Source organism: Chloroflexus sp. (assembly GCF_034434295.1).
In the GTDB taxonomy this organism is placed as follows: Bacteria; Chloroflexota; Chloroflexia; order Chloroflexales; family Chloroflexaceae; genus Chloroflexus.
Genome location: NZ_DAOTZQ010000125.1, coordinates 15410 through 35252 on the forward strand (window position 1 = coordinate 15410; position 19843 = coordinate 35252).

Below are 19843 nucleotides of genomic sequence, written 5' to 3' on the forward strand. Positions count from 1 at the left end.
TGAGCCTGCCCCTGCTGCCCGTTTTCTCCGTGACGAGACGATCCGTGGGGTGCACCTGCATCATACGGATGGGCGGGTTCTAAACCCGTCTCTATGGACGTTGCATCGACCCATTCACAATGCTACACGCGGAATGCGACGAAAGCGAGAGTACGGCTTGGCGCGTGCCATACGATTTACGGTGCAGCGACTACCCTTTAGCTGAATTGATGTTATGATGAATCACAGCACGTGATCCGTTATACCCCTGGAATAACGCACCATGACTCTTGCGCACGAATCGGTCTGGATACTCGGTGATCAACTCAGCCCGCACCATCCCGGACTGGTAGCCGGAAGGCGGGTCGTGATGATCGAGTCGCTGGCCCGTCTCAATCAGCGACCGTATCACCGCCGTAAACTTGTGCTTATCATTAGCGCGATGCGTCATTATGCCGACGAGTTACGCGCCGCCGGTTATGAGGTTGATCTGCGCTCTGCACCGGATTTTCGCAGCGGGTTACGCGATCATATCGCGACCTTCGGGGTGCGCCATCTGATCTGCATGGCTGCCGCCGAGTACGCCACCCGCCAGTTTCAACAACGCCTGGAACACGAACTGGGCATTCCCGTCACCATTCTGCCTAATAGCCTCTTCCTGGTGGAACGCTACCCGCCGGCACGTTCACCGGCACTGATGGAGCCATTCTACCGGGCAATGCGCCGACAGACTGCTCTCCTCATCGAGCAAGATGGTGAACCGACCGGTGGCGTCTGGAATCTCGATCACGAAAACCGGCGGCGTTACGATGGTCGTCCGGTTCCAGTGCCGGTACGCTTTCCGGCGGATGAGATCACGCAGCAGGTGATTGCCGATCTGGTGCGCAGTTGTCCGAATGCAATTGGTTCAGCGGATGATTTCGATCTGCCGGTAACGCGAGCGCAGGCGCTGGTGGCACTTGACGATTTTATCGCGCAGCGGCTCGCCGACTTTGGCCCATTTGAAGACGCGATGAGTGCCGATCACGATCTGCTCTTCCACTCCCAGCTCTCGCCGCTGCTCAACATTGGCCTGCTCGATCCATTGGAGACAGCAACCGCTGCCATAGAGTCTTATCACGCGGGCAAAGCACCACTGGCGTCAGTCGAAGGTTTTGTACGGCAGATTATCGGCTGGCGTGAATACATCTACTATCGTTACTGGGAACTGATGCCTGATTTGTTGTCGGCCAATGCATGGCGGGCAGAACGACCATTGCCAGGCTGGTACTGGAATGGCGAAACACGGATGCGCTGTTTGAGCTGCGTGATCAAGCGGGTATTACGCAGCGACTATTGCCATCATATCGAGCGGCTGATGGTGTTGTGTAACTTTGCGCTGCTGGTCGGAATCCGTCCCCAGGAGGTGAATGCCTGGTTTCTCGAATGCTACATTGATGCGTATGAGTGGGTTGTCACGCCCAATGTGATCGGCATGGGCTTGAATGCCGATGGCGGGCGGATCGCGACTAAGCCTTACATTGCCAGTGCAGCGTACATTGACAAGATGAGTGACTACTGTCGGGGATGTTTTTACGACCGCAAAGCGCGTACCGGGCCACGCGCTTGTCCATTCAATACGCTATACTGGCATTTTCTAATCGTGCACGAAGCCACGCTCCGGGCCAATCCACGGTTGGGGCCGGCAGTGCTCGGCTTGCGCCGGATCGCTGAAGCGGAGCGCCAGGCGATTATGGCTCAGGCCGCGACCATTCTGGCGCGGATCGAGGCGTTGTGAGGGGTCTGGTATCGGCTCGAAGGAGATACCTGTTGATAAATGGCAAACCAATGACGGAAAATGCTTATGCCCAACAACTGCACTATCCTGGCGGGCATTGCTGGTAAGCTGAAGGTGTTGGCTTAACCCACGTTGCTACCTTTATCACCACAGAGGACTCAACGGATGGGCATCATCCGAGTGGCTACATCAAAGCGTGAAGTCGTGCGTCTACGGGAACTGGCTACTACCCACATGGTTCACATGGTTCATACGGTTACGCTTCACGGTGTTGTGCGCAACGTCGTGCTGTTCATTATAGCAGTCAGCTTACGTGGCCTGCTCTCAGCGTAGGTGGTAACTTGGGTTGGCTTAACTGACCGAAGTGTAGACATCGGCTAAGTAAACCCTGAATAATGACAGCACGATTTTTTGATAACACGATACATTATTTGCGAGGACGCAGTTTAACATTCTAACCTTTTAGAAGACAGCTAGTAGAATGGCTGTGAGGATTTAGCAAAATGGCAACAAATACTTGGCAGACACAAGCAGATTTGGTAAAAGCTATTACGGACATCGCTACTACTCTACCGATGGTGCGGGTTATGCAACTGTATCAATTTGCGCTATTCCTGAAGATGCATCCACTACCTGAAGAGATGTTTTCAGAAATACTGGCAGATGAAGCTTTATGGGAGTCTCAGTTCGCGTCGACTGACGATAGCAAGCTGGCTGAATTGATAGCTGCGGTTGAGACCGAAATCAATGAAGGTAAAACTTTGCCAATGTTCGATGAGTATGGAAAATTTCTGGAATATCAATGAAGTCGCAAACAACGACATTGTTTTGACAAAACTAGAACCTGTTTCAAAAAACCTCTACATACCCATAACCAGCCGGGTCAACGACGTGACACGCACCGGATTGTGTGTACGGCTGCTGCGGCAGCCATGCTGCCGCACGCTAAACGTTGCGACACGTGCATAACGAACGGGCACGGCCATCCATCCAGCGTGTGCTGGTACGACCGGAGCTGCGCTCTGCCAATGGGTCAGGAGCAGGGTAGGCTGTCGGCGGTGATTGGCAAGCGTGTCTACGCCTGGGCGACCGGCTAGGAGGACGATAGCACAGCGTTTCTAACATACGTTCGAGAACCTATGCCTGAAAACGTCTGGTGGCAGGTATCTCCTTCATGCCTGACCGACGCTCTGATCGTACTGATCCCATCTAGCAGCCCCATAACCAGCCGGGTCAACGGCGTGCCATGCACCGGATTGTGTGTGCGGCTGCTGCGGCAGCATGGCTGCCGCACGCCAAACGACGCCACACGCGGATGATGAGCGAGCAAGGCAACCAATGCAGCGCGTGCTGGCACCGGAGATAGTTATTAGAGCGCGACAGTACAGCTTTATTATGAAATAAGTTCTACTGTGCTCCGTACCGCAAATGCATAGCGTATGCCGATCCCCCCTGGTCGTGCAACTAAATTCCATGGGACTACTTTTCTATGTATAGGTGAGGTGAAGTCAGAAACCTTCCCGACGGCTTTTTGATGAGGTAGAAGGTGCGTTGGGCCAAACATTCTATCCGTCCCTGAACTGGCGCCAACACGGCTTCCACCCTCTCCATATGGACGGGCAGCGCTGTCTGGGTACGCGCATGCTATAGCGAGTTGTTGTATTGGTGCCTGGATGGGGCCGGCTCCGATCATTATTTGCAAAATCCGTCCGAAGAAGGTTCATGTCTGGTTGCGCGGATGCTATATTGAGATTGTTGCACCACATGATTGGGATGGGTTTGCATGCCAGGTGTGGATCGGCTGCCTCCAGGGGAGGAATGCCGACTGAAGCTCTTGAAGATGCAAACCAAACAGTGCTATAATCCAGGTAACAGTTATATCGTCATATTTAGTCAAAGGAGACAGCTATTAACGAGTTGCGCACCAACGACGGAAAACGCTTATACCCAACGGCTGTACCACGCCGGCGTGCATTGCTGGTAGGAGCTGAAATTGCCAGTATGCGCAGTCCCTGGCCGGTCGAAGACTCGCTCGATGAGCTGGCATTGCTTGCTCAGACGGCGGAGCTAGAGGTGGTCGGTCGGATTTTTCAACGTTTACCCGAACCACAACCCAAGTTTTTCATCGGCCCCGGTAAGGTCAAAGAGGTGGCTGCGTTGCGCGAGCAGACGCAGGCTGACCTGATTGTGTTCGATGATGAACTTAGTCCGGCGCAGACCCGCAACCTTGAAGAAGAGCTTCAGACCCAGGTCATTGATCGTACCGGGTTGATTCTGGACATCTTTGCCCGCCATGCGCGTACCCACGAAGGGCGGCTTCAGGTTGAGCTGGCGCAGTACCAGTATCTGCTGCCCCGTCTGCGTCGTCAGTGGACACACCTTGAACGTCAGGCCGGTACCGGTGGTACGGCAGCAGGTGGGGTGGTTGGTCTCCGTGGCCCTGGTGAGACGCAGCTTGAAATTGACCGTCGGTTGATCGAGCGGCGAATTGCGTGGTTGAAAGATCAGTTGGCCGATGTCCACCGCCACCGGGAATTGTACCGTCAGCGTCGTCGGCAAACCGGCATTCCGGTAATTGCCCTTGTTGGCTATACCAACGCCGGTAAGAGCACGCTGCTCAACGCAATGACTGGGGCTGATGTGCTGGCAGAGGATAAGCTGTTCGCCACGCTAGACCCAACAACCCGCCAGGTGCTGTTGCCCGGCAATATTGTGGCGTTGATGACCGATACGGTCGGTTTCATCCAGAAGCTGCCGCCGCAGCTTGTGGCTGCATTTCGGGCTACGCTGGAGGAGATCGAGGAGGCGGATCTCTTGCTGCACGTGGTTGATGTCACGCATCGCAATGCCCAGGAGCACGCCCAAACGGTTGAGCAGACATTACGGGAGTTGGGGGTAGATCATAAGCCGGTTTTGACCGTGCTCAACAAGATTGACTTGCTCGCAGGAGCGACGGCGGAGGATGTCGGGCAGATTGCGGCTGAGATGGGTTTGCCAACCGATATTGTCGCTGTTTCGGCCCAACGCGGGTGGGGGCTGCAAACGTTGGGTGAGCGTATTGTGATGATGCTGGCCCAGCGTATGGTGCGGGTTGATGCCTATATTCCCTACCAGCGGAACGATCTGGTGGCGCTCTGGCGGCAGCGCGGCGTTATTGAGGTAGAGGAATTTGAGGGTGATGGTGCCCATATCGTCGGGCGCTTGCCTCCGGCTCTCGCTCCCCAGTTTGCCCGCTTTGCCCGTAGCTCGTTGTGAGTAGAAAAACGGTCTGTTTCCGCACTGAGTAATGAAATAGAATGCACGTCAATTGTGGGATGTGGTTCGACGATTGACGTGCGTTCTGTGTTATCGTGAAGGGTACCGATTAGAAAATCTGGCCGGTTATGCTGCGCTATCTCCGCCTGTTTGTCCTCTTCGTACATAACAGTTTACAGATCGCGCTAGAGTATCGGGTCAACTTTTTGACCTCGCTCTTCCAAAGTGTGCTCTGGTTGTTGTGGGGTGTGCTGGGCACGCTGGTCTTTTTTCAATTTACCGGCACCCTCGGTGGCTGGACGCTGCCCCAGGCGCTGCTGGTGGTCGGTATGTTCCGCATTTTTGAGGGTTTGATTGACGGGATCATGCGACCTAACATCACCCGGATCGTTGAACACATTCAAAAAGGAACGCTGGATTTTGTGCTGGTGAAGCCGGTTGACAGCCAGTTTATGGCGTCCCTGCGCCAGATCAATCTGATGGTGTTGCCTGATTTTCTGGTCGGGTTCGGTCTGATTGTCTACGGTCTCTGGCTTGGTCAGATCTGGCCGACGCCATTCCAGCTCCTTGCCTTCCTCTTCTTGCTGGCCTGCGGTATGGTGATCGCGTATGCGATCTGGATGTTGCTGGTCACCACTGCCTTCTGGCTGGTACAGGTCGAGAATGTCACCGAGCTGCTCACTGCGATCTATGAAACCGGTCGTTTTCCGGTGACGGCGTACAGCCAGTGGCTTCGTCTGGTGCTGACCTTCGTGATTCCGATTGCCTTTTTGACCACCTTTCCGGCGGCAGCCCTAATTGGCTTACTCGATCCCTTCTATCTGTTGCTGGCGCCGATTATCGCCGCTATCCTCTTGCTGGCGTCACGCGCTTTCTGGCGGGTTGGTCTGCGCTCGTACACCAGCGCTTCGTCGTAGCGCTGCTCCGTTACCGCTGAACAACCCGCCGCTACCGACCGTTCACCCTCAATCTGCGACCGCCAGACTCAGGGCTTCGCGGGCTGCACCGACGACGAACAGCGAGCCGGTGACACAAATCAAATCGTCCTGTTCGGCCAGCGCCTGTGCGGTCGCCAGGGCTTCAGCCACAACCGGCACAATCTGAATCGGTGCATTGGTGAAGGGGGCAACCTCGGCGGCAATCCGGTCGAGATCCATCGCTTTGGGGTGGTTCGAGCGCGTGATAATCACGTGGGCTGCCTGTGGCACCAGGGCAGCGGCGATAGCCGCAATGTCTTTATTGCGTGAGGTGCCGAGCACGAGAATAAACTGCCGATGCGGTAGCTCATCGCTAATGGCCTGCCACAGTTTCTGCGCCGAGTCTCCGTTGTGGGCACCATCGATAAGGATGCGGGGAGGGCCGGCAATCAACTCGAAACGCCCCGGCCACCAGGCTTCAGCAAGCCCACGCCGGATTGCCTGACCATCAATCGGCACTCCCTGCTCACGCAACAGCAGAGCAGTTCCCATCGCCAGACGAGCGTTTTCGCGCTGGAAGCCACCGCGCAGGCGCACCGGTTGCGGCGGGCCTGGGTAGGTGAGCGGTTGACCAGACGCCAGCCACGGTTCAACCGCGTGTTCGGCGGCCAGCCAGAGTGGGACGCCGACCGCCTGGGCTTCGGCGGCAAAGACCGCGGCTGCTTCCGGGTGTTGTGGTACGGTAATCGCCAGTCTGCCTGGCCGCATAATACCCGCTTTGTTATAGGCAATGTCGTGCAGCGTTGGCCCCAAAATCGCCATGTGGTCGTAGCTGATCGACGAGATCACCGCGACGAGAGGAGTGATGGTCGCCGCCGCATCGAAACGTCCCCCCAGACCGACCTCAACGACTGCCAGATCGACGTGAGCTGCTACAAAATGGTGCATTGCCATTACAAATCCGATATCGAATGTACTGGGACGGCCATAGGTAGTGGTGTCAAAGGCGTCAACAATCGGTTGGACATCCCGCACAAGCTGAACCAGCGTCGCCTGCGAGATCGGTTCGCGATCAATCTGGATGCGTTCGCGGTACGAGCTAAGGTGAGGCGACGTCCACAAGCCTACCCGTAGACCGGCGGCGCGGGCCATAGCTTCAATCAAGGCGCAGGTACTTCCTTTTCCTTTGGTACCGGCAACGACAACCGCCGCCAGTTGTTGATGTGGATTCCCGGCAGCGTCCAGTAAGGCTGTGATCCGGGTCAGCGCTCGTGCCGCAATCGTCGGATCGGGCGATCCCTGACGGGTAGGATCGATGAAACTGTAGATGTAATCGAGTGCTTCCTGATAGGTTGTAATCTGCATATCCTGCTTTTCCTGCCCTGTGCTTGCCCGGAACCAGCCGGTACACTGCAACAATATGTTAATCCATCATACCATTGACCGGAAGGTGGTGGTTGTCTGAGATGGCATTGATCGCGATCCGTCAGTGCCATCAGCCGTAGGGCGCACGGGGGTAAATGTTCGCCCTGGGCCAGGGAGCCAGAGCACGACTGGCGCTGAATGTTACTCCTGCACGTGCAGGCACATCCTGAGCGAGGCGGAACGGGATTGACAGGCTGCGTCATATCGTCTATGCTGAACGATACGAACAGGTGAGCGGAGGAGAGCGATGACACTCAATCTGGCTGCGCTGAGTGAACAATTGCGGGCAATGGGGCAGAATGCCGCCCGTTCGGTTGCACAACGGGAGACGCGGATGGTGCAGATTGCCACACGTTATCTGAACGAGGTGGGGTGTGAGCAGCGTTGGGCGGATGCTGTGCGCCTTAGTGCAAGCTCGGCGCACTGGTTGCTGGCTGAACCGGTTGAACCGCTCGATACCATCGGTCGGATAGCGACCCTCCCTAGCGATTATGCAGTCGTGGCCACTGACGGCTCGCATATTGATGTGGATCGGCACGGCGAGGTCAGTTGCTATCTGATCAACATCGGTCAGGTCTACCTGCGCTACGGTGTGCAACCGGAAGCGTACCTGGAGTCGTCACCACGGCTCTATTTCAGTGAGGACGACCTGTACCTTCACGAGGATACTCATCGTATCCCGGTAGAGGGGGCGGTGTTAAGCGTGCGTCGTGATGTCGAAGAGGGCGTGGCATTAGGCCGGTTTGCGGCAACGCACCTCAACGATACAACCATTCCCCGGCTGGCGCTCCAGGACGGCACATTAATCCGTTGGGCACTGGCAAATGCTGACGAGTTCATCCGTGATCATTTTTTAGGTCAGTACCTTGATTACCTGGAGCAGATGCGGAAGATCGGTATCCCGGTAGCATCGTATATCAGTCGCACCCGCTCGCCAGAGGTGATGGGACTGATGCGTCTGATGTTCTGCCCGGATGTGAATGTGCCCGCGCAGCGCGGGGCAAATTGTGCGCAGTGCAGCGATGCGAAGCAAGGCAGGACGCCATCGTGTATGATCTGCCAGGATGTCATCGATGCCGATCTCTTCGCGACCAGATTGCAAGAAGGTGAGCGCAGCCCGATCTTTCGCTCGTGGAGTCGGATCAGCATCGAAGGGTATGGCGATCATCAAATTCATTTCTTCTTCCTGCGGATTGGGCGCGAGCTGGCGCGGATCGAAATACCGGCATGGGTTGTCGACCAACCAGGCATGGTTGCACAGGTGCATGCGCTGGTGTACGATCAGGCAATGCGTGGTCAAGGCTACCCGGTCGTGTTGCAACGTGCCCACGAACAGGCCGTCATACGCAGTGCCGAGCGGCGGGTCTTCGAGCAGATGGTAGCCGGGGTTTTGCGCCAGGCTGAGGTGCCGACCGGTGTTTCAGCAAAACGTGAGCGTAAGCAGTTTATTCAGGGATAACCTATGCAATCAGAAGCACAGAATGGTCGGATCGGCGAGGTCATCGAGTCGTCAACCATCCACTTCGTGGCTGCGACGTATGAACTCCTCGCCTCGCCACCGTTTGGATCACTGGTACGGGCAACCACGACCGATCAGGGATTACACGTCTACGGTTTGATCTACGACATTCATACCGGCAGTCGCGAGCCGGGTGGGCGGGCAATCGTGCGTGGGAGAACGTACACTGGGCGTTATCTGTACGACGATGAGATTTATCGCGCCCATCCTGATCTGAGGGTCGTGTTGCAAACCGAATTTACGGCGTTGATGGTCGGCTATACTCTGCATGGGCGCTTGATCCAGCGCCTGCCACCACAACCGCCCCCCGTCCACTATTCGGTGTACCCATGCCCGAATGAGGAATTAGCGGCGTTTGGTGATCATCTGGACTTCTTGCGTACCGTGCTGCTGGCACCTGGCTTACCCGCCGACGAGTTGCTGACGGCGGCGGTACGGGCGATTGCTCTGGCCCGGCGTGATGGTCCGGCCTATCTGGTGCGGGTTGGCCGTGAACTTGCCCGGTTGCTGAAAGATGACTATGATCGGTTAACGGCATTATTGCACCGTTTGCGTCCCTGAGGTGATAAGACATTTCCTTAACAGAGTTGTGATCGCTTTGCAAGAGAATGAATGGAAAAAGCCATGCTTCTCCTCGATGCTGCCTTTCAGGTTGATGCCAATCCACTGCCCGGTGCTGCGGACGTCGCAAAAGCTGCGGAAGCGCTCGGTTTTGCCGCACTTTGGTCACCAGAAACAGCGCATAATCCGTTTCTGGCCCTGACCATCGCTGCCGAGCATACGCAACAGTTAACCATTGGCACGGCAGTGGCAATCGCATTCCCGCGTAGCCCGATGGTCACGGCACAGATTGCGTGGGACCTGGCCGGCTTCAGTGGTGGACGCTTTATTCTCGGCCTGGGCACCCAGGTCAAAGCCCATATCGAACGTCGCTTCAGTAGCGTATGGGATTCGCCCGTCGGGCGGCTGCGCGATTATATCGGTGCGCTACGCGCCATCTGGTACTGCTGGCAAACTGGGGGGAAGCTCGATTATCGTGGCCAGTACTACCAGCACACACTCATGACGCCGTTCTTCAGCCCTGGCCCTATCGCCCATCCTGACATCCCGATCTATATCGCCGGTGTGAATACCGGGCTGGCGCATCTGGCCGGTGAGGTTTGCGATGGCTTTCACGCCCATCCCCTCACCAGTGCCCGCTATCTACGCGAGGTGTTGCGTCCGCAAATCGCCGCCGGCGCGACGGCTGCCGGTCGCGATCCCTCAGCCTGTGCGATAGCCGGCAGCGTACTCGTCATCACCGGGAACGACAAGACCGAACGCGAGCGGATGCGGGCGATGGTACGGCAGCAGATTGCCTTCTACGCTTCAACCCCAACTTACCGGGCCGTTTTATCCTGTCATGGATGGGATGCGGTCGGTGAAGAATTATCACGTCTGGCAGCCCAACAGCGTTGGGCCGAGATGACCGGTCTGATCGATGACACCATGGTAGCAACCTTTGCCGTCGAAGCCGATCCTGCCGATCTGCCGGCGGCTCTCAAGGAACGCTACGAAGGGCTGCTTGATCGAGTTGCCCTCTACATACCGTTTATTCCCGGGGAACGAGATGACTTCTGGCGTCATCTGACAATGTCACTGAATGGTCAGTAGGCGATGGCTGGTGTCTTCTCACAACTTGACCTGACCCCGACGCGGCTCGAACTGGCACGGCGAGCGCGAATGGCACGAGGCGATCTGATCGATTTGACCAGCAGCAACCCGACGACGCAGGGATTGATCTTCCCTGCCGACATCCTGGCGAATGCAGCCACACCTTACTGGTCAACCCGCCGCTACCATCCCGATCCACGGGGCGATCTGGTGGCGCGCACGGCCATTGTAACGTACTACGCCCGCCGCACGCCGCCCCTGATCGTGACGCCCGACGATGTCTTTCTCACGGCCAGCACGAGTGAAGCCTACAGCCTGCTCTTCGCATTGCTGGCCGACCCCGGCGACAACCTGCTGGTGCCGAATGTCACCTATCCGCTGTTCGAGTACCTTGCCGCCCTGCGCAACCTTGAATTGCGTTCCTATCAGCTTGACGAAGAACGAAACTGGCGGATCAATGCCCGTTCGCTCCGTCGGCTGGCCGATGAGCGAACACGGGCGATTTTGATTGTGTCGCCCCACAATCCAACCGGTGCCATCATCGATGCGCCGATAGCGACGCTCGATCTCCTGGGTATTCCAGTTATTTGTGACGAGGTCTTTGCGCCGTTTACCTATGCTGCACCGACCACGCCCCCCCTGGCGGCGCTCCATCCAGAGCTACCGGTCTTCACCCTCAACGGCATCTCGAAACTCTTTGCCCTGCCCGACCTGAAATTGGGTTGGATCGCGCTCAACCAGCCGGCTCGCCAGTTTGCCGCCCGGCTGGAACTGTTAAACGATACCCTGCTGGGTGCGAATGCGCTGAGTCAATATCTCTTGCCAACCCTGTTTGCTCAGGGCGAACCGTTTGTACAGGCGATGGTCGAACGGGTACGGACAAACCTGACTCTGGCGCTGCAACGGTTTGCCGATCATCCGCGCATTCGTGCCCGCCCGCCTGCCGGCGGCTACTATCTCTTCCCGGCCATTGACGGGTGGGAAGACGAAGAGGCACTGGTACTTTTCCTGCTCGACCATGGGGTCTTTGTCCATCCCGGCTACTTCTACGGCGACGTGCCGGGTTGCCATCTCATGCTGTCGGCACTCAGTGAACCTGAAAGCTTTGCGTTGGGGGTCGAACGGCTCTGTGCGGCGTTGGCGTAAACACTTTCTTTTACACTTGACGACGATTGATCGTAGAGAATCGCTCATTCTATCGGTCAGACTATTGCAGATGATCCTATCGTCGTGTATAATGCTTTCAATCGACTTGCCGGTACTGGCTTCAGAGACAGTAAAACAATGACCACTTTTTCGCAGCGCCGATCTGCCAGTCAACGGTCGTCAACCTCGTCCTCGCCGGTACAGCGTACCGGTGACAATGATCTGCTGCAACATTTGCTCTTGAACGATCTGCCTGCCCGGCGCGATCCGTTTCGTCCGCTGCGCCTGCGTTCACGGGATGCGTATCGTGAAGAAGCCTTACGCGGCTTCCTGTTGCGCAACTGGGTGGATCGCACATTGCTCATCGCCGAAATCTTGCTCTTTGCCACAATGGTGATCGTCTTTTCCTACTGGTTCATCGACGGCTATGGCCGCGACTGGTGGCGAGCCTGGCGGGGTGAGAACCAGCCGGCAGAGGTAATCACTCCACCTCCTCCAGCCCCGGTTGCACCGCCGGCAGCCGCACCGCACTTACCGGCACTACCCTTCACCGACCCTGGTCTGGCGGTTGAGCCGGCTGATTATCTTGCCCCGCAGACCAATGTGAAGCCGCTTCCAAAGACCGATCCGCGACCGCAGCGACTGCGTATTCCCAGTATTCAGCTCGACACGCCGGTGTACGAGGTCTTTGTCGTTGATGGCGCATGGCAGGTCGCTGAATATGCTGCCGGGTATCATCACGGCACGGCCCTACCAGGCACGACGGGCAATACCGTGCTGGCCGGACATGCCGGCTTGCGAGGTGCCGTATTTCGCGATTTGCCGGCACTGCGTACCGGCGATGAGATATTTCTGGAGACGGGCGGTTGGGTATACCGATATCGAGTGCGCGAGATGCGTAACGTCTGGCCGACCCAGGTTGAAGTGATGGATCCGACACCGACCCCTGTTTTGACCCTGATAACCTGTACCAACTGGGACACGCAGCGCCTGGTCGTCGTTGCCGATCTGGTCGATTCGCGTCCACTCAGTTGAGATTGAGGAGATCGTATGCCACCAAAGCCGTCACCTGCAACCAGACTCCCTCCCGGTCGTGGACGCGCACCGGCACCATGGACAATCTGGGAGATCATGGCAATTACGGTGAGTGTGTTGATGATCGTGGTGCCGCTCACACTGGAAGGGCTGAACTGGATCAGGCCACCGGTTGCGCCTGCCCAGGAACTAATGGCTGCGACCGAAACGTCGGCCAGCCTCGAACAACGACCACCGACATTTACTCCACTGGCGACGAATACACCAACCTTGACGGCTACACCGGGTTCGCCGGTGCCGACCAATACACTAACACCGACCAGTACTCAGACCGATACCACGGTCACACCGACTAATACCCAGACCGAGACCACGGTCACACCGACCAATACATCACTCCCAACATTCACCCCCTCACCGACACCGGGTACGACCCGCGTGAGCAAATTTGCTTCGTTGAGCACTGTCAGTATCGGGCAATCGTTCAGCTACAGTCTGGCAGTCACCACGCAGAGTGATAGCCCGATTACGCTCACCTTGCGCGATGTACTGGATGCGAATCTGGAACCGGTAGAGGCGTCCGCTTTTGGGGGAACATGTTTTACAGGTCAGACCGTACTCTGCACCCTGACGGTAAGTCGATTCAACCCGGCGTCGGTGACGTTGCAGGTGCGGGTACGTTCATCGGCAACTGAAGGGTTGATTATTCCGAATCAGGCTGTTCTGGAACAGGGTAGTTCGCAGGTTGGGGTTTCCAATGTGGTTAATGTCACCGTTGCCGGGGGGGCTGTCCCTACCAGTCCTTCCATCGAAACACCGATAGTAACGGCTACGGCTACTACCACCAACACCCCAACTGCCACACCGGTCACGTTAACACCTGTCCCTACGACATCGAACCCAACGGCAACAAACACGCCGGTCGTTCAGCCAACATCACCACCGCGCCCGACATCACCACCGCCACCGCCACGTCCGCCCGAACCACCACCGGCACCAACATCACCGCCACCACCAACTGCGCCACCGCCGCCGGTAATCTTGCCCACCGAGCCGCCACCATCGGCACCGGTAGCAACAGTTGCGCCACGGCCAACGGCGACACCACGGCCACGTCCGCCGGCACCGCCAACGAATACGCCAACCGCGGCAGCTTCACCAACACCAACCGAGCCGCCGGCACCGGCTGCGTTCGCCGAGAGTGATCTGCTCTTACGGCTCGCCAGTGATTGGGGAAGTGCTTACGCCGGGCAAGACATCGTGTTTACCATTGTGCTCGGCAACACACACCCGGCGCAGACGGTGAGTGCCGTGAGCCTGCGTAGCGTTATGCCCTCGAATCTCCAGGTGCTGGGTGCAAACGCGAGTCGGGGTGCCGACCCGACGATCAACGGTCAGACGGTAACCTACCTTGCGCCAGATTTAGCACCCGGTGAACGGGTCGAGGTGACCATCGCTACCCGCATTCGCTCAGATGTTGCTGCCGGTACCCTCCTGGTCGTGCAGGCGCAGGCCAACCAACGCGACCTCAGCCGACCAGTCTTCTCGAATATCAGTACGGTACTGGTTGTTGGTGATCAACAGGCCACTACAGCAACCGCAACCCGTGCGCCGGCCACCCTCACCGCGACGGTGGTTTCGCCGACGGCTGGTACAACCGCAACCTTTGCACCGGCCACGGCTACGGCAACCGCGACACCTGATATTGTGCTGGGTGGAGGTGCGATGCCAGCCGCAACAACCACGCCGACCACAACACCGCCAGCGGCAGGGGGCGCGAGTAGCGACCAGGCACCTTTGCCCAACACCAGCGCCGGTATTCCGTTCCTGGGAGTGTTGTTACTTGGTGCAACCCTGCTCACCCGCACCATCCGGCTGCACCGTGCTCGCGAGCGGATTTGACGTTAGAGGAAGATAGGAGATTGGTACCAGCTCCTGCACAGCGATGTGCATCTTTCCGGCGTCATCTTCGTACCGAAGGGGCGTCGAGCGTGCTAATGGCAATCTACCTGTTGTTCGTCGCTGTGCAGGAGCGCTGATTCCGTGATCGGGCGCAGTGCTGGTGGTGATGGCTGGCTGGTTGCCACGGGTTTCCTAAGCTGCCAGATGTAATATCAAATCTCGCTCAACAATGTGCATCGTTCAGGTGTACCATCGGCAAGTCGGTTGGTTGTCGTCGGCAGTGTAGGGGCACGGCATGCCGTGCCCCTACTGGTGCCTGGCAGTGCATCGTTCAGGCGTGGTATCAGGATCATACATCTGATGGCGAGCACATCCGGCGCGGCGACATGGCAGCCACACGCCAAACCTTGCGCCACAGGCAATGCTTCCTGACATCGACACAGGCGCACGAACCGGTTCACAGGCTGTCTTGCTCAGGCACGGTGCTGGCACGATGGATGATGAGCGGATGATGATGGTACTGTGTCCGGTGATGTTATGCGACCCACCCTCACCCCCGGCCCCTCTCCCGCAGCGCGGGCGAGGGGAGAACGGCGAGTAGCTCTGGGGCGTGTTGATGCATTCGACGGCGGGTTTGCGCTGAGGTTCTGTTCATTCCTCAGCGTTTCCCAATACCGATCAGTTGGCGATAGTTGATCGTCCGTGTATTCAGCATTGTACCCAGACTCATAGTGATGATCCTTATGTCTGAGCAGTCCGCTCTGCTTCCTGCCGGCTATGATCGGTGCTTTCAAGAGCAGGGTACGGATTCGTTCATCTAACATTTAACACCCTGATCGACGCATGGCTACATTGTACGCTATTCCGCGCAGAGACGTGGTGTACACAGGCAAAAATACGTTTCCGGTCACGCCAGCGCTCATGCGCAGGCAGATTACCGTATGGTAAAGTGACGGACGTACTCTGTACGCAGGTTGTCTCCATAACTCGCGGGGAACCCCCCGCCCCCCGCTCCTGACCGTAAGCACGGCTGGCGCGGCATCCACGCTGCCGCACGCCTCACAACGCGGTAAGGACCATCCGGTCTGGCAATGATATCCGTTCTGAAATGTGAGACCACTACAGTGACAATGATCTGGTGGCCTGGTGTCTAACCCGTGCAATGCTCGCGTGAGTTCAAGCGCAAACTGCTACTCTGGTGGTCGTCGATCCACCACAATTCGCACCTGCACATCACCGGCAAGGTATTGCAGGGTCGTGCTCACGATAGCGATGACCAGACCGCCGAAGAATGCCGGCCAGAACCCATCAACGGTGAAGGCGATGCCGAGCTGATCGGCCAGGGCTGAGGTCAGGCCAAGTAACAGGGCGTTAATCACCAGACCGAACAAGCCGAGGGTGAGAATAACGAGCGGGCAGGTCAGTAGGTAGAGCAGTGGGCGCAGCAAGGCATTGAGTAGCCCAAACAGCAGAGCGACAATGCCAATCTGCCACCCCGGCCCGCTGAACTCGATCCCCGGCACGATCCAGACTGCGGCAAAGATGGCCAGCGAATAGATGAGCCAGCGCAAGAAGAGCCGGCTATAGTCAATGCGTGATGGTCGTGAGGATGGAGGTGATGAATTCACGACTTGCTCCTTCCATCTCTGTACAAATCGGTACGACTCGCTCATCTGCCGTGAGTATGATACTATACGGCGCGGCATTACGTGTGCTGACAACCGCTATGATGATTGACGAACAGACAATGACAAAAGTTGACCAGACAGCATTGTTTGCCCGTGTCGAGCAGAGTGCGCGGGCTGATGGTAAAGAGGCGTATTTTCGCCTGCACCGCTATCGGTTCGCCGCCATGTTGCAGGCGATGGGGCCGGCCAATGGTGCGCGTGTGCTGGAGGTAGGGGTCACGCCTGGCCATTTCACCGAGCTGCTGGTGGGTGCTGGCTTTCAGGTCAGTGGCGCCGATCTCGACCCCTTTACCCGCAAAGCACTCTGGGATCGGTTGGGTGTCGAGGTGCGCCAGGTGAACCTGGAACGGGAGCCGCTCCCCTACCCTGATACCAGCTTCGATTGGGTCGTTTTCTCTGAAGTGATCGAGCACATGGTCTACTCACCACTGCCGATCTTGCGCGAGTTTTATCGCGTGCTGCGGCCCGGTGGTCGGGTGTTGATCACCACCCCGAACGAGCTGTATCTGAAAAGCCGGGCACGGGCAATCCTGCGCATGCTGCTCTGGCAGAGCCTCAGCACTCGTGAGGAGTTTCGCCATCAGATGTTGTTAGAGGGTGAGGCGCGCTATACCACCCACAGTCGCACCTACACGATGGAAGAGTTGAACTGGCTGGTCGAGCAGGCCGGTTTTCGGATTGAGTCGCGCCGGTTCGAGGCGCCGTGGGAGCGAGTTGGTCTTGAAGCAGGCCGACTGCTGCGTGCCCCGCATCGCGTGCTGGCAAAGGCACTCTTCTTTGCCCTCACCGCAGCGATTCCGCCGACACGTTCGATGTTGCTGGTGGTTGGCCAGCGTCCGTTGAATTGACGACAGGGCCGATCTCTGGCTATAATAGGGTTGACGGGCCGCTAGCTCAACGGCAGAGCAATCGGCTCATAACCGACAGGTTCTCGGTTCGAATCCGAGGCGGCCCACCAGGGGCGACCGATAGTGCGGTCGCCTGTTTTTTTGCTCTCTCTACATCAGCAGCGCCTCGCCAGCCGGGTGCCGACTGCTACCGTTCATGCATACCGGGCCGCAACACAATCCCAGTCTATCATCCACTCATAATCCCTCTCCCCTCCCTCCTACTTCCTCTCTCCTCTTCCCTATCTTCTATCTCCTATCTCCTATCTCATAATTTCCTACGCTTGACATCCGCACCAGTTCCTTCTATCATTCCTTCCAAACTGCATAAGCGCATACGCGCTGCCAGGGGAGCCGGGTAAGCCCGGCTGAGAGTGCGGCCCGATTGATGCCGCTGACCCTTTGAACCTGATCTGGGTTATGCCAGCGGAGGGAAGGCGTATTGATGATACCCCGTCATTCCTTAGCGCTGGAATGGCGGTTTTTGTTTGTACGTGGTTTGGTTGGCTGTGAGATGGGGAAAGGAGTGCAGTGATGGCGTCGGTAACGGTAAGTTTTGAAGTGCTGCCTGGCGGATTACCTGATAAGGCAACGACCTATGCCGCTGTAGATGCTGCGATTGCGGTCGTTGCCGCCAGTGGTCTGACCTACCGTGTCTGCCCGATGGAAACCACGATTGAAGGCGATTACGATGCAATTATGGCGGTGATCAAACAGGCGCAAGAAGCGGTACTGGCAGCCGGTGCCAGTCGGGTCTTTACTCTCATCAAGGTGGATTACGACCCCAATGGATCATCAATCGCCGAAAAGCTGGCCAAGTATGAGTGACAATGTCTCGCAATCGATGCCTGCGGCGTCGGTCATGGTAGCAGTGCGTCCTTCGTGGCGGGCCGGTCTGTTCGAGTATGGCCCGCCGACATTGCTCGTTATCAGCCTGCTGCTCCTGTGGGAGGGACTGGTCTGGTATTTCGCGATTCCCGACTGGTTGCTGCCGCCGCCCTCGCGGATTGTCCGCACGTTGTTCGCCAGTCTGCCGGTGCTGACCGGTCACACGCTGGCGACGTTGACGGTGACCATCCCTGGCTTCGCGCTGGCACTGGTTGCCGGTTTTAGCCTGGGAATTGCCCTCGACGCCTCGCCCGTCCTGCGGCGAGCGATCTATCCGCTACTGGTCACCTCGCAGACGGTACCGATTGTTGCGATTGCGCCGCTGCTGGTGGTTGGCTTCGGCTTTGGACTATTGCCGAAAGTGCTGGTCGTGGCGCTGATAACCTTCTTTCCGATTGTGGTCAATACGATTGATGGCCTGCAAAGCGCCGACCGCGATCAGCGTCGCCTGTTAGAGGCGATGGGAGCAAGCTATTGGCAACTGCTCCGTCTCTTGCGATTACGGGCTGCGCTGCCAGCCATTTTCACCGGAATCAAAGTCTCCATTACTTACAGCGTGATCGGGGCAGTCCTCGCCGAATGGATCGGCGCCAGTGCCGGATTGGGGGTCTACATCGCTCGCTCACTGCGGGCGTTTCGTACCGATCAGGTCTTTGTGGCCGCGCTGGTCACTTCCTTGCTCACAATTGCCCTGTTTACGCTGGTCAGTCTCCTCGAACGCTGGATTGTCTTCTGGAAAGGAGAACGTTGATGCGCAGATGGTTACTCTTAGGGCTGATCGTCATCCTGACAGCCTGTGGCGCGGCAACGACACCGGCAGATTCTGAGCCGTCGTTGACTACCGTGCGCGTTGGTCTGGACTGGACGCCAAATACGAACCATACCGGTCTGTACGTGGCGCAAACGCAAGGTTACTACAACGATCAGGGATTGCAGGTTGAGATTCTCGGTGCGCAAGAGGGTGGTACGGTCGAGCAGCTGGTAGCCGCCGGTCGTCTTGATTTTGGCATCTCGTACCAGGAAGGCGTCACCCAGGCGCGGGTGGAAGGAGTGCCGATTGTCTCTATCGCCGCGATCATTCAGCACAACACCAGCGGATTCGCTAGCCGGATCGAAGAGGGCATCACCAGTCCCCGCGATTTTATCGGCAAAAAATACGGCGCCTTCGGTTCACCGATTGAAGAGGCGGTAATTCGCGGTCTACTCGAATGCGCAGGCGTAGGGGATCAGTTCAACCAGGTACAATTCGTAGACATCGGTAGCTCCGACTTTTTTGTCGCGACCGAACGCGATGAAGTCGATTTTGTCTGGATTTTCAAGGGCTGGACTGGCATCGAAGCCGAGGTGCGCGGTGTACCGCTCAACATTGTGATGATGAACGACGTGCAGTGCATTCCCGATTACTACACACCGGTAATCATCACCAGCGAGAAGATGATTGCCGAACAACCCGATCTGGTACGTCGTTTCCTGGCTGCGACGAGTGCCGGCTATCGCTTTGCCATTGATCGATCCGCCGAAGCAGCCGAGATTCTGTTGCAGGCTGCACCTGAGCTTGATGCCGAACTGGTGCGTCGCAGCCAGGAGTATCTGTCCACCCAGTATCAGGCCGATGCTCCCCGCTGGGGTGAACAGAAGCTCGAAGTCTGGCGAGCCTATGCCCAATGGATGGCCGAGCGTAACCTGATTGCCCGCATGATCGAACCGGAAAAAGCATTTACCAATGAGTTTCTGCCTTGATAGGTGACGAGGTGGTATGTGGTGCGGAAGCT

General features: G+C 57.4%; 16 protein-coding genes, 1 tRNA gene and 1 riboswitch. Of the genes, 15 read left to right on the forward strand and 2 right to left on the reverse strand.

Translation table 11 applies throughout. From position 1 onward, the window contains the following. Positions 1-262 precede the first annotated feature (262 nt). The 4 genes from VAE57_RS16495 to VAE57_RS16510 all read left to right on the forward strand — a co-directional run bounded on the left by VAE57_RS16495 (position 263) and on the right by VAE57_RS16510 (position 5928). Positions 263-1756 carry a cryptochrome/photolyase family protein gene (locus VAE57_RS16495; protein ID WP_322822951.1) on the forward strand — a complete coding sequence of 498 codons (1494 nt, stop codon included), beginning with the start codon at positions 263-265 and terminating at the stop codon, positions 1754-1756. Positions 1757-2259: 503 nt separating this feature from the next. Next, positions 2260-2562: a hypothetical protein gene (locus VAE57_RS16500; protein WP_322822952.1), complete on the forward strand. Its 303-nt coding sequence runs from the start codon at positions 2260-2262 to the stop codon at positions 2560-2562. Between the two features lie 1111 nt (positions 2563-3673). Beyond that, positions 3674-5011 (forward strand): GTPase HflX, encoded by a 1338-nt coding sequence (gene hflX, locus VAE57_RS16505; protein ID WP_416208468.1) that lies wholly within the window; start codon positions 3674-3676, stop codon positions 5009-5011. A 128-nt stretch (positions 5012-5139) separates the two neighbouring features. Next, a complete protein-coding gene (locus tag VAE57_RS16510; protein WP_322822953.1) occupies positions 5140-5928 on the forward strand; it encodes an ABC transporter permease in 789 nt (262 codons plus the stop codon). A 48-nt stretch (positions 5929-5976) separates the two neighbouring features. Here the strand turns inward: VAE57_RS16510 and VAE57_RS16515 are convergent, their stop codons facing one another. Next, positions 5977-7293: a folylpolyglutamate synthase/dihydrofolate synthase family protein gene (locus tag VAE57_RS16515; RefSeq protein ID WP_322822954.1), complete on the reverse strand. Its 1317-nt coding sequence runs from the start codon at positions 7291-7293 to the stop codon at positions 5977-5979. Between the two features lie 307 nt (positions 7294-7600). Here VAE57_RS16515 and VAE57_RS16520 point away from each other — a divergent pair, with 307 nt between their 5' ends. The 6 genes from VAE57_RS16520 (at position 7601) to VAE57_RS16545 (ending at position 14608) form a co-directional block, all read left to right on the forward strand. Further along, positions 7601-8812 carry a DNA double-strand break repair nuclease NurA gene (locus VAE57_RS16520; protein ID WP_322822955.1) on the forward strand — a complete coding sequence of 404 codons (1212 nt, stop codon included), beginning with the start codon at positions 7601-7603 and terminating at the stop codon, positions 8810-8812. A 3-nt stretch (positions 8813-8815) separates the two neighbouring features. Next, complete coding sequence (locus VAE57_RS16525) at positions 8816-9433, forward strand: HAS-barrel domain-containing protein (protein ID WP_322822956.1); 618 nt, start codon at positions 8816-8818, stop codon at positions 9431-9433. A 63-nt stretch (positions 9434-9496) separates the two neighbouring features. Beyond that, entirely contained in the window at positions 9497-10525 is a 1029-nt protein-coding gene (locus VAE57_RS16530; RefSeq protein ID WP_322822957.1) for an LLM class F420-dependent oxidoreductase, read from the forward strand. A gap of 3 nt (positions 10526-10528) precedes the next feature. After that, the gene (locus VAE57_RS16535) at positions 10529-11671 is read left to right on the forward strand and encodes a pyridoxal phosphate-dependent aminotransferase (protein WP_322822958.1); all 1143 of its coding nucleotides are present in this window, start codon (positions 10529-10531) and stop codon (positions 11669-11671) included. A 138-nt stretch (positions 11672-11809) separates the two neighbouring features. Next, positions 11810-12706 carry a sortase gene (locus tag VAE57_RS16540; RefSeq protein ID WP_322822959.1) on the forward strand — a complete coding sequence of 299 codons (897 nt, stop codon included), beginning with the start codon at positions 11810-11812 and terminating at the stop codon, positions 12704-12706. Positions 12707-12721: 15 nt separating this feature from the next. Beyond that, positions 12722-14608 (forward strand): hypothetical protein, encoded by a 1887-nt coding sequence (locus VAE57_RS16545; protein WP_322822960.1) that lies wholly within the window; start codon positions 12722-12724, stop codon positions 14606-14608. Between the two features lie 1190 nt (positions 14609-15798). Here VAE57_RS16545 and VAE57_RS16550 read toward each other — a convergent pair. Then, on the reverse strand, positions 15799-16236 hold the full coding sequence (locus VAE57_RS16550) for a phage holin family protein (protein ID WP_322822961.1): 438 nt from the start codon (positions 16234-16236) through the stop codon (positions 15799-15801). 101 nt (positions 16237-16337) lie between these two features. Between VAE57_RS16550 and VAE57_RS16555 the strand changes: the two genes are divergently transcribed. The 5 genes from VAE57_RS16555 to VAE57_RS16575 all read left to right on the forward strand — a co-directional run bounded on the left by VAE57_RS16555 (position 16338) and on the right by VAE57_RS16575 (position 19811). Next, positions 16338-17144, forward strand: coding sequence for a methyltransferase domain-containing protein (locus VAE57_RS16555; RefSeq protein ID WP_416208470.1), 807 nt, complete (start codon positions 16338-16340; stop codon positions 17142-17144). 35 nt (positions 17145-17179) lie between these two features. After that, positions 17180-17254, forward strand: a tRNA-Ile gene (locus VAE57_RS16560). Between the two features lie 266 nt (positions 17255-17520). Then, positions 17521-17636, forward strand: a riboswitch (TPP riboswitch). An 81-nt stretch (positions 17637-17717) separates the two neighbouring features. Next, positions 17718-18011, forward strand: coding sequence for a thiamine-binding protein (locus VAE57_RS16565; protein WP_012256333.1), 294 nt, complete (start codon positions 17718-17720; stop codon positions 18009-18011). Further along, the gene (locus VAE57_RS16570; RefSeq protein ID WP_322822963.1) at positions 18004-18822 is read left to right on the forward strand and encodes an ABC transporter permease; all 819 of its coding nucleotides are present in this window, start codon (positions 18004-18006) and stop codon (positions 18820-18822) included. Before VAE57_RS16565 ends, VAE57_RS16570 begins: the two co-directional genes overlap by 8 nt. Then, positions 18822-19811 (forward strand): ABC transporter substrate-binding protein, encoded by a 990-nt coding sequence (locus tag VAE57_RS16575; RefSeq protein ID WP_322822964.1) that lies wholly within the window; start codon positions 18822-18824, stop codon positions 19809-19811. Before VAE57_RS16570 ends, VAE57_RS16575 begins: the two co-directional genes overlap by 1 nt. The last annotated feature ends 32 nt before the right edge of the window (positions 19812-19843 follow it).